The sequence below is a fragment of the Cyanobacteriota bacterium genome, assembly GCA_025054735.1.
Taxonomy (GTDB): domain Bacteria; phylum Cyanobacteriota; class Cyanobacteriia; order SKYG9; family SKYG9; genus SKYG9.
In genome coordinates, this window is the sequence record JANWZG010000042.1 from 1 (window position 1) to 14,300 (window position 14,300).

General features: G+C 48.5%; 10 protein-coding genes, 1 tRNA gene and 1 pseudogene. 3 read left to right on the top strand and 9 right to left on the bottom strand.

Translation table 11 applies throughout. The annotated features are described in order from the left end of the window. The coding region (locus tag NZ772_03550) for a hypothetical protein (protein ID MCS6812634.1) at window positions 1-183 on the bottom strand (183 nt) is incomplete at its 3' end. A gap of 173 nt (window positions 184-356) precedes the next feature. Here NZ772_03550 and NZ772_03555 point away from each other — a divergent pair. Next, a complete protein-coding gene (locus NZ772_03555; GenBank protein ID MCS6812635.1) occupies window positions 357-1,241 on the top strand; it encodes an SDR family oxidoreductase in 885 nt (294 codons plus the stop codon). Window positions 1,242-1,504: 263 nt separating this feature from the next. Here the strand turns inward: NZ772_03555 and NZ772_03560 are convergent, their stop codons facing one another. From NZ772_03560 to NZ772_03575, 4 genes and pseudogenes are all read right to left on the bottom strand, one after another. Beyond that, window positions 1,505-3,601 carry a response regulator gene (locus NZ772_03560; GenBank protein MCS6812636.1) on the bottom strand — a complete coding sequence of 699 codons (2,097 nt, stop codon included), beginning with the start codon at window positions 3,599-3,601 and terminating at the stop codon, window positions 1,505-1,507. Then, window positions 3,544-4,008, bottom strand: a complete 465-nt coding sequence (locus tag NZ772_03565; protein MCS6812637.1) for a response regulator — start codon at window positions 4,006-4,008, stop codon at window positions 3,544-3,546. Before NZ772_03565 ends, NZ772_03560 begins: the two co-directional genes overlap by 58 nt. Next, a pseudogene (locus tag NZ772_03570) lies at window positions 3,962-6,267 on the bottom strand (ATP-binding protein). Before NZ772_03570 ends, NZ772_03565 begins: the two are co-directional and overlap by 47 nt. Window positions 6,268-6,869: 602 nt before the next feature. Further along, window positions 6,870-7,355, bottom strand: coding sequence for a response regulator (locus tag NZ772_03575; protein ID MCS6812638.1), 486 nt, complete (start codon window positions 7,353-7,355; stop codon window positions 6,870-6,872). Between the two features lie 328 nt (window positions 7,356-7,683). Here NZ772_03575 and NZ772_03580 point away from each other — a divergent pair, with 328 nt between their 5' ends. Beyond that, window positions 7,684-9,204 (top strand): family 10 glycosylhydrolase, encoded by a 1,521-nt coding sequence (locus NZ772_03580; protein ID MCS6812639.1) that lies wholly within the window; start codon window positions 7,684-7,686, stop codon window positions 9,202-9,204. Between the two features lie 44 nt (window positions 9,205-9,248). Here the strand turns inward: NZ772_03580 and NZ772_03585 are convergent, their stop codons facing one another. The 3 genes from NZ772_03585 to NZ772_03595 all read right to left on the bottom strand — a co-directional run bounded on the left by NZ772_03585 (window position 9,249) and on the right by NZ772_03595 (window position 12,529). Next, on the bottom strand, window positions 9,249-10,253 hold the full coding sequence (locus tag NZ772_03585; protein MCS6812640.1) for a helix-turn-helix domain-containing protein: 1,005 nt from the start codon (window positions 10,251-10,253) through the stop codon (window positions 9,249-9,251). A 170-nt stretch (window positions 10,254-10,423) separates the two neighbouring features. Beyond that, a complete protein-coding gene (locus tag NZ772_03590; GenBank protein ID MCS6812641.1) occupies window positions 10,424-11,692 on the bottom strand; it encodes a hypothetical protein in 1,269 nt (422 codons plus the stop codon). A 177-nt stretch (window positions 11,693-11,869) separates the two neighbouring features. Then, window positions 11,870-12,529 carry a hypothetical protein gene (locus NZ772_03595; GenBank protein MCS6812642.1) on the bottom strand — a complete coding sequence of 220 codons (660 nt, stop codon included), beginning with the start codon at window positions 12,527-12,529 and terminating at the stop codon, window positions 11,870-11,872. Between the two features lie 356 nt (window positions 12,530-12,885). On the opposite strand from NZ772_03595, the gene NZ772_03600 reads away from it, so the two are divergent. Then, window positions 12,886-12,959, top strand: a tRNA-Arg gene (locus NZ772_03600). 65 nt (window positions 12,960-13,024) lie between these two features. Here the strand turns inward: NZ772_03600 and NZ772_03605 are convergent. Then, a partial coding sequence (locus NZ772_03605; protein ID MCS6812643.1) for an arsenic transporter occupies window positions 13,025-14,300 on the bottom strand: 1,276 nt, incomplete at its 5' end.

Below are 14,300 nucleotides of genomic sequence, written 5' to 3' on the forward strand. Positions count from 1 at the left end.
TGCTTGCAGAGCAGTACGGACATGGGTTCCTAAAATCGACAAAACGGATTGAGCTTTGGATAGGTCAATGCCCTGACTAGCAGCAACTTGCTGAACTGTGTTCAGAATATTACTCAATTGGTCAGAGCTAGCTTCTTGCGTTGGATTGTTGATGGCGCTTACGATCTGGTCAAAGAGTCCCATAGATTCTTTCCGAACAACACCAGGATCATAGTAAAGGATGTAGAGTCAGGGATTTATAAAGAAAAACTGATCCCCATGCATCCTAGGATATTTGAGACTGGCAAATTTCCCTCTGAGCAGGGTGCTTAGCTGTATGGCATGATGAAAGTATTCTTAACGACATAGCGGTGTCAATGTTTTTGGTCACAGGAGCAACGGGTGGTCTAGGACGGCGGGTGGTCAGATTGCTGCGCGATCGAAATCAGCCTGTGCGCGCCTTTGTCCGGCTTACTTCTCGCTATAGTGAACTGGAACAACGGGGAGCAGAGGTGTTTGTCGGCAACCTGCTGCGAGAACGAGATATTCAAAAAGCCTGTCAAGGGATCCAGTTTGTAATTTGTGCCCATGGCAGTAGGCCCGACGGTGATGCTCAAAGTATTGACTATCAAGCCACGATTGACCTGATTGATCAGGCTAAGGCGGCTGGAGTGCAGCATTTTGTCTACATCTCAGTGCTAGGAGCCGATCGCACCTATGATGATGCTCCTGTGTTTAAGGCTAAGCAATTGGTGGAGCGGTATCTACAAGCCAGTGGCCTGACATACACAATTTTGCGTCCGGCTGGGTTTGCCTCTAACCTGCTACCTCTAGCAGAGACTTTTCGCCAGACAGGTCTGTATTTGCTAGTGGGGAATCCTAAGAGTCGAGTATCGATCGTCAGCACTGATGACTTAGCACGGCTAGCTATCGATGCAGTGACGCTAACTGCTGCTCGGTATCAGGTCTTGGCTGTTGGCGGCCCTGATATTTTAGAGCGACAGCACATTCCCCAGATGTTTGGACGGCTGTTTCAACGAGAGCCGATCGTAATCCCCGTGCCTCTGCTAGCCCTAGATACAGCCCGAACTCTAGTGGGGATTATCAACCCTCAGGGACAGCAGTCTCTAGGTACATTACGAACACTGTTAGCGAATGAGTTTTTTTGCACGGCTGACCAAATCAACCAAGTTGAAGCCATCTTTGGCATTGAACTAGAGTCTTTAGAGAGTTTTCTCCGTCGATACTTGCTACCGGCATAGGTAGGGGATCGAGCAGACTTAATCAGGCGCACTGCGCTGTGCAACTTCCACGGCTCATAGCAAAAAAACGATAGAACAAATTGATTACTGTTAAGGCTTGTAGTGAAGAGTTAAGTCTTCACTACCAACATCCTAGCTAGATTGCATATCACGCGGTACAAATTTCCCATGCTATGGCTACAGATAACTCGTGGCAAAGACTTGAGTCCTGACTATGAACTAGGAACTGGTGGGTGATGTAGCTGGCTTTTGCCGAACCTCAATTACTGAGGTGTACACAAGGGTTTCTGCCGAAGCGCATGTAGCAACTCTTGGGTGGTGAATGGTTTAGCTAAAAAGCCCTGAAAGCCTAGACGATCAGCCTCAGCGACAGCTTCAGTGGAGTTAAGGCCGCTCATGGCGATCGCATAAATGCTTGGGTTGAATTGCCGCAAGAGAGCAATGGTGGTGAGGCCATCCATCACGGGCATCATTAAATCTATTAACACGCAATGGATGTCATGGTGATGAGTAGCAACTAGGGCGATCGCCTGTTCTCCATTGTTAGCAGTCAACACCCGATAGTTGTGCATTTCTAAAGTGGTTTTGGTGATTTCGCAGATGGCGACTTCATCATCCACGACCAAGATTAACTCTTGGTGACCAACCAATACACCTAATGGAGCATGGAGCGGGGCAGGGTCACGATCGCAGGCTGGTAGAAATACACTAAACTGGCTGCCTTGGGCGGGTTGACTCTGCACATCCACAAAGCCGTTATGACTCTTGACAATACCCAGTACGGCTGAAAGTCCAAGTCCAGTGCCTTTGCCCACTTCCTTAGTCGTGAAAAAAGGGTCAAAAATTCGGTGCAGAATGTCTGGAGCAATGCCTATACCTGTATCAGCGATCGTCACTACCACATAGTCTCCAACTTTGCCCTCTAGGTAATTGCGGGCCTGGAACTCGTCTAGCGCCAAGTTGCGAGCGGTAATGCTTAGTGTGCCTCCCTGGGGCATCGCATCACGGGCATTAACACAGAGATTCATGACCACTTGGTGCAGTTGGGTAGCATCTCCACAGACATTCCACAGGTTTGGGTCGATGGCCATGTGAATGGCGATCGACTTAGGCAACGTTTGCTCTAGAATGCCTTTCACTTCGCTTAACACATGTTTGATCTGTAGCGTAACTCGCTTACCTTCTACCCCCCGTGCAAAGGACAGAATTTGCTTCACTAGATTGGCTCCCCGTTTGGCACTCGTTTCTAGGGTTTCTAAGATGTGCTTGGTGCTGGGGTCTAGGTTAGGAACTTTCATGGGCAACAGTTGCACCACGGCCAGCATGGGAGTGAGGATGTTGTTAAGGTCATGGGCGATGCCACTGGCAAGAGTACCTAGGCTTTCTAGGCGTTGTGCCCGCAGAAATTGAGCTTCGAGTTGTTTGCGATCAGTAATATCAAGGTAAATGCCCATCATGCGCTGGGGCTGACCGGTATCGTCATAGAAAACACTGCCCTTGATGGCAATCCAGCGAATCTTGTCTGTGGTGCTGACTAGACGAAATTCAGTGTCTAGTCCTTGACCTGTAGCGATGGCTTGCTGTAGTTCCTCGTGCGTGCGGGCACGATCGTCGGGATGGAGCATCTGCAGCCACGTGTGATAATCCCCAGTAAAGGAACTAGGAGCCAAATACTCTGGGTCAGCATCACTACTCCATGTAAAGCTATCAGTCTGGAGGTTCCACTCCACAGTGCCAATTTTCCCAGCTTTTTGTGCCAGTTCTAGGCGTTCCTGCATCCGTTGGCGCTGTTCAATTTCTTGACGCAACTGAGCGTTAGCATTTTTGAGTTCAACAGTCCGTTCTTGCACTCGCTGCTCTAACACCTCATTGGCCTCTCGCAGTGCCTCAGCGGTCTGTTTCCGCTCAATGGCATAGCGTAGCGATCGCACAAGCAACTCGTGGGTAACTTGCCGTTTCACTAAATAATCCTGTGCGCCATGACGCACGGCTTTGACGGCTAGATCCTCATCGTTAGTGTTGGTTAAGACGACGATTGGTAAACTCGGTATAGCTCGAATCAAGGTATCTAGTGATGCTAAACCCACACTATCTGGCAGGGTCAAATCGAGTAAGACCACATCCGTTGGGTTGGTCGTCAAGTGGGTGATCGCCTCTGCCAGACGTTTCACATGAGCCAAAATAAAGCGCTGGTGTAACGTGCTCTTTAGGATTTCTTGCAACAACCTAGCTTCGGCGGCGTTGTCTTCTACCAATAGCACGTTTACAGGGGGTGATGGTGTCTCTGGCGGCGCTGGTTCTGCTACCCAGCCGCGATCGGAGGCATCCCAGATGGAGGTAATGTCGCTGTTTCTAACCAAAATTCCTCAATTCCCCGAACAATTTTGAATAACTGAGCTAAGTTGCGCGACTTAGAAATGTAACAGTTCACGTGTAAATCGTAGCTTTTGATGATGTCATCTTCATCGCGCGAGGTTGTCAACACAATGATGGGAATATGCTGGAGAACTGGATCAGCCTTGATTTCTGCTAGCACTTCCCGGCCATCTTTTTTCGGCAAGTTCAAATCTAGCAGGATAAGGTCAGGACGCACTGCATCTCGATAGTCCCCATCCTGCCGCAGATAGGTCATTGCTTCTACACCATCGCGGGTGATGATCACCTCACAGGAAACTGACGTACTTTTCAATGCTTCCTGAATGAGGCGAATATCACCCCGGTTATCTTCGACCAAAAGGATACGTTTGAGTTGTGCGTCCACTAGCATGGTTGCGATCGCGCCCCCCCACGGGAATAGTGAAATAGAAGGTTGCCCCCTCGCCTAGGGCAGACTCAACCCAAATCTGCCCCCGATGGCATTCCACAATTTTCTTACAAATCGCTAGCCCCATGCCAGATCCGGGGTATTCATCACGGGTATGGAGCCGCTGGAAAATCACAAAAATGCGTTCAGCAAACCGGGGATCAATACCAATGCCGTTATCCTGCACGGAGAATAACCAATCATCTTCACGCCGCTGCACCCCGATGTGAATCTGGGGCGTTACGTCAGGCTTACGGAACTTAATGGCATTACCAATCAGGTTTTGGAATAGTTGCATGAGTTGGGTACTGTCAGCAACGATCGTCGGCAAGGGATCATGGGTAATGACCGCACCCGTTTCTGTTATTCGTCCCCGTAGGTTACCCAATGCCAGTTCTAGAGCAACTTTTAGGTCAGTGAGTTCCCATTCAATACCCTTCAAATCGACCTTAGAATAAGCCAGCACATCATCGATCAAGGTTTGCATCAGGCTGACTCCTTCCACCGCAAAGTGAATGAATTCTTTACCGTCATCATCCAATTCGGTGTTGTACCGCATTTCCAATAACTGGACAAAATTGGCCACTTGATTCAACGGTTCTTGTAAATCGTGGGAGGCAACATAGGCAAACTTTTTCAATTCAGCGTTCGATCGCTCCAAATCCTGTGCCAACAGTGCCAATTCTTCCGCTTGACGCAAGATAATGTTCACGATTGCCTTTCGTAGTTCCAGAGCTGCCTTTACCTCCACCGCCTTCCAGGGCAGTGACTTCAGCCACACAGTCTCTTTCCATAGCTCAAAGGACTTACGGGGACACAGGCGCACCGTACCTCCTTCTTCAGCGACATCGTAGGCATGACTTGGGTCGCCACCCCAGTTGACGGTTTGAATCACCTCTGGACGGAACCACAAGACATAGCTGCGCTTAGAAATGGGAATTGCCAACAGGCCACTAGCTACATTCTTAAACCGCTCTGCATCGGAGTAGACCAGTGGCAGAGCATTGGTAACAAATACCTCACTCTCTACATGCTTGTTCAGCCATTGCACCAGGAAATTCAACTCATCCTCTGGTGGCGTATGTCCCAAGGTTACCCAGCGCCCACTAAAACAAACAGCAGCACCCCGTGCATCTACCAAATCCAACAGGTTGGGATGATGACAGGTCAACCCATCGATGAAATAGTCTGCCTCAGACATAGCTTCAACCAAGGCACTTTGCACCTGGGCTACCTTCATGCGGTAGTTATAATCTGCTTCTTCTTCGCGGGTTACAATCTCAGCAAACACCATCCGCCCTAGGAATTCACAGGCTTTCCGAAGTTCGTAGGGCACTAGCATGGGAGTGCGATGGTGGCAAGCAATTAAGCCCCACAGCTTATCGTCTTTCATAAGAGAAATGGTGAGGGATGCTCCCACACCCATGTTGTGCAGGTACTCCAAGTGGCAGGGTAAGGACTGCGCAAAATAGACAGCGTGAGATCCGTTGGCTGTTTGGTAAGGGGATTCACTGCAGGATACAAATCCACTGCCTCGGCAGCCGCATTGGGGATCACCCGAATCCAGTTGGAAAGAAACATTCGCCGTGCTGTGCTGGGAATGTCTGATTCGGGGTAATGCAGACCCAAGAATGGTTCCATCTCGTCCAGCTTTTCTTCAGCAACGACTTCACCATGTCCATCCTCATCAAATTTATAGAGCATGACCCGATCAAACCCGGTTACCTTGCGTACTTCTCGCACAATGATGTGGTAAAAATCTGCTAGGTTGGACGTGGCCTCTAATTGGTGAATGGAAGCCTTTGCTAGATGGTAGAAGCTCAAGAAGGGAATGCTGTCTTGAGTAAGAGCAGGTTCTAGCTCTAGGACGAGAGTGTGATCTACTGTGCGATGAAATATTGCGTCGAACACGCTGTAGTCATCTCCCTTGCGCCGCACCCACACCTTTGTGGGATTAATTAGTTCTAGATTGTTGCTAGCCAAACCAGCCTTGAAGCGATCGACCTGATAGGGATCAAGAATAGTCTCTAAAGACTTGCCTAACACATCATCAACCTTCAGTCCTAGCAGAGGGACAGTATTTTGGCTCACTTGCAAGACCTGCAATTCTGGCTCACTCAACACCAGCAATACGCCGTGGGATTGGATTTTTGTTAAATGATGAATTTCAGGCTGTTTAAGACTGATTAAATGATCATGAGTTTCAACAGTAGTAACAGTCATAATTAATTTCTCCGAATAGAAAATAACTCCTGTAACCAAACCAGGTATCACTGCGCAACATTCGCTTAGTTTAGGTTTAGTTACAATTCATAGCCAGCAACGCACAGCAGTTAGCTATTAGTTAGCTAGCAATCAACACGAACTAATTAACGCAAACTTGAGGATAGGGTGTAGAGCAAACATTAGCAGCTAAAGTGGCTAAACTAAAGCGACTAAATAAGTAGTAAAGACGCAGCAATCTCAGAGTGTAGATCCTTACAGCAACTGCCTGTGATCAACTGCTAAACCAGCGACCTAACTACCATGTATGGTAGCTACGGTAATAGGATGTCTTGCAAGTCTGCTGTCAATAGTAACTGCTGGCAGTTCCTCTCTAAAAACTTCCCAACTCAACGCTGGAATAGGTAGCTATTGTACTGCTCCACATTTAGCAGCATATCCCAGAACAGTTGACGATCGTTGGAAGTAATTCTTAAATAAATCCAGAAAGTTTTTTGAGGGATTAAAGTATGTGGTTTTGATGAAGTTGAATCGAGAGAAAAATACTAATTATTTAGAGAAAAAACATTTTTATTAATATAAAAAGTTGATTGTGGAAGTTATTACTCTAATGGCAATGTCACAATTCCTAACCAAAATTCTTCAATTCGCTGCACGATTTCTGACAGGTTGTGCAAGTCACGAGATTTGATGACGTAGCAGTTGCCCTGTAAGGCATAGCTTCTGAAAATGTCTTCCCTGCGATCGCTGACGGTAAACACAATAATGGGAATGCGCCGCAGGTGTGCATTTTGCTTGATAGCCGTTAGGATGTCGAGTCCGTTAGTGTCTGGTAAATCGAGGTCTAACAGAATGAGATCAGGGCGGGGAGCTGTGGTGTGCTGTCCTTGACGAGTTAGGAATTCTAGGGCTTCGTCACCACGGGCGATCGCCACGAGGCGGTAGGGATTTCGACTCTCTGTTAGAGCCGTAGTAATGGTGCGAACGTGCTCAGAATTAGCATCAACAACTAGGATGAAGCGCTCAACGGTGGATACTGCCATCGGGACAACCTGCACAGCTAGGGTGATAGTTCCGATATTTAACATGGATAGTCAGGTGACGGCCAAATCGCCAGAAATTATTACGGTTTTACTGCTACTTAACAAAATACTTAGCCTGCAACCTCATGCTGATTAGCCAGTTAGTCACTACAAGATGATGCACTCCTAGCATTCGGGCATAAAATTCATATCGGCGGTAACACTCTGAAGCCATCCATGTTGGCGTAAATGAATTCCAACAGTCATCATCTCAAGAGACTATTGAACGTTGAGTTTCGCAACTATGCATCCAAGGTATCGTTCGCTAATCCGCTATAACCATAGGTGGGTGACTCCCACTGACCAGAGGTATTCTTACTCCTTGCGTGCAGTTATGCCCGTGCTGATTCCATGCCCAGCTAGGTGGTTGCAACCAGTGATTCTATTTGCGGTAGTTCTATTGGCAATTCTTGGTGGTCAGCACTTGTCATTTACCCCTGCGATCGCGCAGGCCGCGACCTGTCGTTTCCCAGCATCAGCGGCTGCTCAAAAGCGGGAGTATTTACGCAGAGCTGTTGCAGGCGATAGAGATGCCCAAAGCCGCTACGCTGCGATCGTGGCCCAACATGCCCAACAGTTACAACAATGTCGGAGTCAAGCATGGCCTGCACAACAGGGCATCTGGATGCGGCTATATCCCTGTGATGCTCGTGTTGGAGGTGTCGAGGATGTACTCGATCGCATTGTCAACCTGGGGTATAACGAAGTCTACATCGAAGTGTTCTACAGCGGACAAGTCTTGCTGCCTCGCAACAACAACCCCACTCCTTGGATCCCAGTGCTGCGGAATGCAGGGTTAGAAAACCGTGATCTCTTGGCTGAAGCCATTCAAAAAGGGCGTGATCGGGGGCTAAAAGTCTATGCGTGGCTGTTTACCATGAACTTTGGTCAAACCTATGCTCGAGTCCCTGGGCGACAGGCTGCTATTGCCCGCAATGGTCGAGGACAAACCTCATTAGAAGTGGCTCATGCGGCTAGTTTTGGGATTGATATAAATAGCATTAACACTGAAGAGCTATTCATCGATCCCTATAGCCCTATTGCCAGGGCGGATTATATTCGCCTAGTAGAAGCTGTTGCCCAGCGCCGACCTGATGGTGTGTTGTTTGACTACATTCGCTACCCCAAAGGCCGAGGAAGTAATTCCATCGCTACTAGGGCAACTGACCTATGGATTTATAGTGAAGCATCCCGGCAAGCTCTGTACAACAGAGCCTTAAACGAAAAGGGATATGCGCTGATTCAGCGATTTCTCAGCCAAGGGTATATTACGCAAAATGATATTGATACCGTGGACAAACAATATCCCTATGAGCTAGAGCCAATGTGGCATGGACGATCGCCCATGAATATTCGGCCTCTACCCCCTGCTGCTGTTCGTCAGCCTGTGTTGCAACAAGAGCTATGGTATTTAGCTGTGGCTCATGCTGTGCAAGGTGTTGTGGATTTTTTGCATACTGCGATCGACCCACTGCTTCGTGCCCGCATTACCTCCGGGGTTGTGTTTTTTCCGGATGGCAATCAGGTTATTGGCCAGGGCTATGATTCACGGCTGCAAGCTTGGGAACGATTTCCAGCATTCATGGAATGGCACCCTATGGCCTATGCCACCTGTAACGATGCTCGTTGCATTATTGACCAAGTGCTTCGAGTCTTGGCAAACGCTCCCCAAGGAACTCAGGTGAAACCAGTGTTAGCTGGAGCATGGGGACAATCAGTGCGTAACCGTCCCCCCTTAGAGTCACAGATGCAAGCCCTACGACAAACTGTGCCCCAGTTACGCGGAGTTAGTCACTTTGCCTATTCATGGCAGGAACCGGAGGTCGATCGCCAACGCCGCTCCTGTCGATTGTAGAGTTAGCTTGCTGGCAGAATCCACGGTCGATTCAGATGGCATATTCAGATAGCATAGATGTGCCCATCGATTAACAGGCGAGTAATGCCCTTAGCTTGAAGCTGAACAGATGCTTTAGTAAGAAGCTTGCCATCAGGAACTTTGATTACCTTCTGGTTTTTTTTAGAAAATCGTCGGGCTACGCGGTGATTGTCAAACACAGGCAGGGTTGTCTCTTGAATTTCCGAGGGTGGTATGTTACCTAAATCGCCAAAATCCTTAAGGGGATGGGTGACCAACTCAGAGGTGCGATCGACAACTAGATAAACTGTTTTGGGTAGGACTGCCTCTGAGAATGGTAAGACCTGCACAGTTTCATCGGGTAGTTGACGAAGCATAAAACTACCGGAGTTGTCATCGTCATCGGTGAGATCATCGTCATCAAAATCTTCCTCAAATAGTGGGTCTGCATCGTCATCAATGTCATCACTATCTAAGTCAGCATCCATCTCTGCGTCTAACTCATCCTCATCTACATCCTCATCTATAGGAGAAAAAAACTCGTGGTCTGTGGTTGAGGATAGCTCTATAAGGGACTCTGCCGCCAAGTCGTTATTGGCAGCCAGAGTATCAGATAATTCGGCTAGTGCTGACGATCGTCGCCGTCTAAGCCGTGGCGGCGACTCCAAACTAGAACCATCGTCAGAGCCTGCTCCATCATCAATACTCAAAGGGTTATTATCGCCCTCGTCTTCGGCATCGATTGTATGATCCAGGGCAGTTTTGGAGGCTTCAGCCGCCACATCTTCAGTAATCTCATCATCGGTTGCCTCATGATGGTCTACCAAGGGACTATCTGACAAAGGTGCCCCCAGCACCGATCGTGGCGATCGCTTTTGTTGCGCTAGCATCTCATACTCCTCACTTGCCAAGCCAGCCTTCAGGATGCGACCAACCGTTGTTGGACTCACCCCATACCGATGAGCAATGGTCGAAGCTGTCTCTTCAGGCAAGCGATACAATTCGACGATCGCCTGTTTATCAGCATCAGATAACTTAGGAGGAGTCATACTGCCACCACCACGCAACATAGACTCTCTCAATTTTAAGGGCTTGTAGCCTACAAACACCCAATATTCTGAAATTAAGATAAAGATGCCACTAGCTCTCTTGAATCCATTTTGCTTTTGATGGAATCCTTTAAAGATAATTTTTCTGTTCTGATGCAACCTGAGCTAGACTAGGTGCGCCGACGACTGGCTCGACGCGATCGGGTTGACAGGTCATATTCCAGCACAGCGCCTAACCCAAACAAGACTCCACTAAAGACCCAACCTACTTCCAAGACCCCACCACTTTGATAATTAAGAGAGCGAGATGCAAGCTGGAAGTACAAATCAGCAACATAGAACGAAAAGGCTGCGGCGGCAATCATGCGCCATGATATGGAAAAACGCCCTCCCCAAAACGCCAACAATAGCGTTGTTGCCATCACTAATAGAGCCACATCAGCCGCCAAGTAAAAGGTTTTGACAGCAGTTTGCAACAGCGTTGGCTCTTCAACAGCCACAGGTGATTCGGGTACAGGCATTGCAGGCGATTCTGAACCCTCAGGCACTGTTGGACTGGGACTAGCAACTGGTGGTGTTGTAGGTCGCGTAGCGGGAGAGGGAGATAGCTTAGGTGGGGGCTGAGTCCCAGCTTTAGGGATGGCAGCAGGCTGAGTAGGCTTGACTGTAGGAGATGCTTGCTGCGGGGGTGCTCCAGTTGCTGGTTTGGGCGAGCTAGTTACTGGCTTGGGTAACGCAGGCCGATTAGGCTTAGCTACAGGAGCCGTTGGTGAAGCCTTAGGCGTTGGTGGAGCAACAGGAGGAGCTGGCTGAGCATTAGCCGACGGCATCAGCAGCGGTAAGTCCTTTGCTAGTTCAAGCCTGACGGCCTGAATTTGAGCGACTACAGCTGCTCGGTAATTTGCCAAGGTTACCGATGGGGGCTGCTTAGCTACTGTCAGCCAAACCGCGATCGCTATGCCCGCAGCACCAATGCCAACGACCGTCAACCACTGCCAGATTTCAAGGGATAGCCGCTTGGAAAACACAGCTAACATCATCCCTACAATGAAGCAGAGATATGCTGTCAGGAAGAAAAGGTCTGCAACAGAAACCTCTGGGTCTTGCCCTAGAACTAGCTCAATGTAGCCGAAAATACCCTGTCCAATGAAATAGAGCAGCGTGCCAGACCCAATAAACAGCCAAACATTGCGACCACTAACGATTTGTGGACTGCGCCAATTACGGAAGCATAGCAGCGTAGAGCAGAGAAAAGCTACCATTTCAAACACATAGGTGCCGATAGTATACCACTGGGGTAATTCTTCACCAGCACTCTTTGTACCAAAGACTAGGTAGAACAGTAGTGCAAGCACACCCCACGCCACACCAGCTATTACAACGTTCTGCACTGACAGAAGAGTTTTGTCACTCGCTGGTTTATCAATAGATTTGCTCATAGGACGGCAACCACAAAGTTAGCAGTGTCAACGAATTGGATTTGAAATGAACACGGGCTACAGAGCTAAAAATCCTCACATCAAAACTCACATCAAGAAAAGCATAGAACCGGACATCTGACACATTAAATCTCGATGTAATGCATCGACTCGACCAATCTTAACGTTGATAGAGCACTATTTCCATAGCTTCGCATTGGGAGATTGTTTCAACCAGTCTAGAAATCTAGCTTGGTCAGCTTCAGATAGGTCTTGCAAGGTTTCCATCGCACGATTGGCAAAGCTAGTGTTACCAAAAAACTTTTTGCCTAGTTGATGTAGCTCTTCCAACAACTTGTTCAAGTGATAGTCTTGCCAACTGGGTACTTGCAACATCTTAAGTGGATCCGTTGTTAATAGTCCCTTAACAGCATCTGGAGAATCGGCTTGGGGAAACTTCCACTTCTGAAACATATCAATCATATCTTTTTGAAACAGCCCTACTTGCTTGGCACCTAGCAAGTCTTCAATATCTAGGTAAACTGCCTGCAAGAGAAGCAAACAGGCTTGTACATAGGCAGTTGGCGCAGAGTCTCCCTCTGGGTCATCTCCAAGCTGATCTAGCCGGACTTTGCCCCAAACGCTGTAGCGATCAGGCTCCTCTAACAGTACACAAGCTTTGCCCTGATTATCTGTCAGATCACGCCATAGGGCTTTGGCATCTTCTTCTTGGCCAGCATTGAACCACTGGATTAAGCGAAACGTCTGCCCCTGATAACTCAAAATCGGGATCGACTGATTCCGACTGGGGTGCTGTACATTTGAAATCTCGACATCCTGCCGCTTTAAGATAAACATGAGATTCCAGACTTAAACTTCCTGTTGCGCTATGAGGACACTACACCCGAACCGCACAGCATCTGTTTTAACACGTATCATACTTCTCCAGAGTCTCATGGGTTGCAGTTTTGTGCAAATTTGATTAAGCAGCCTCAACTGGCTCACAGCGACTTGCATAATTATGGAGAAGCAGATCGTTTCCAATAGCTTAAACTGAGAATAACGTTACGTGCTAGCGTAAACAAAAGTATAATCCCAGTTTTGCTTCTTCAGAGGTTTTGATGGTCAGTATGCGTATAGGCGCTAAGGTGACATCGTAGCAAACAATTTGTCTCGGTTGCGTCTGCGGTTACGGGTTTAGAAGTAGCTAGCTTGGGTGCGTAACTCAGTTGGATAGAGTAGCGGATTTCTAATCCGCCTGTCGTAGGTTCGAGTCCTACCGCACCCGTTCTCTTGATTTCTCTTCATGTTGCCTAAAACTTTCAGCAGTGATTACGAAAACCTAGATAGTTATCAAAACAATAGACTGGCGGCGATCGCTACCCTAGCTAAAGGGGTAACTGAGCGTGGCAAAACGGGGAGACGGATAGTTGTTAACCCTGGAAACTGCTCAGGAGGAATGCTCTGTCCAGGTTCATAACGATTATGGACTAAGTAATGCTGGTAAACGCCTAACCTAGTGAGAGCTTGACTTAGCCGTTCTGCTTCAGCCATGATTGCCGTCTGTGCTTGTAAAACACCAATAAACTCAGTGTATTGCGGATCCTTAAGCTGCCGTTGAGTCTGTATGACTCGCTGCCGTAGAGTACGCAAGCGCCCTATAAGTTCCGTGTGGCCTAGTATGTCTTGATACTTGATCCACAATTTGAAAATCCAGGCCAACCAGTCACCCATAGCTGTAGGCATTTCCAAAAATCGCAGCAGATGGCCGGTGGGGGCTGTATCAAGAATGATTAAGTCTTGCTCTTGCCGTTCAAGCAAATCCATAACAGTGACTAGAGATAGCATCTCATCAATTCCAGGAAGGGCTTGAGCCACGATCGTTCGCCATGCCTCTGGGCCGTAGGCTATCTGCAATGCATCATCATCACTGTCGCCGCTCATCATGTCGGCTAGCTCCCACAGGTAGTCGTCTCGGAACTGATCAAGGACGCGATCGGCATCCACCTCTTGGGCTGTCAGGTTACCGTTGGAACTAGGAAAATCCTGGAATATGGTGCGAAGTGGCTGTATTGCTTCGGTGGGCAATCCTTGGTAGAGGCGGTCAGGATTGCACTCAATGGCCTGTGGCTCATGCCCTAGGGATTGCCCGAAAGCATCGCCTAGGGAGTGGGCAGGGTCAATAGAAATTGCGCGAATCTGACGGTTGGGATGTCGGTGTGCCATGGCCCAGGCAATGGCAGCAGCTACAGTTGTCTTGCCTACACCCCCCTTGCCACCTACTAGAATTAGCCGTCGTCCTTCAGCAATAAAGTCAGGAAAACTGGGTGGGATTTTAGCAGGGATGATTACCGTCGTTGTGACTGTAGGAACAGCAACTGGCGAGGTTAACAGGCTGAGGGTAGCAAACAGACGATCGAGAGCTGGCCCGCCCACAGGCTCTTCAGGCTGCAGGGGGATAGTCAGTAAAGGCCGATCAGGGGCGATAGTTTGTAACTGAGCCAGGATTGCCTGCTGCTCAGCGTAGCGATCCTGCAAGGTTAAGGAGGCACTTGACCAGTCATCTATTGTGATCAAGCGGTTGATTACTAGACCACCCAGAGGAATTTGCAACTGAGCCAGTGCCTCA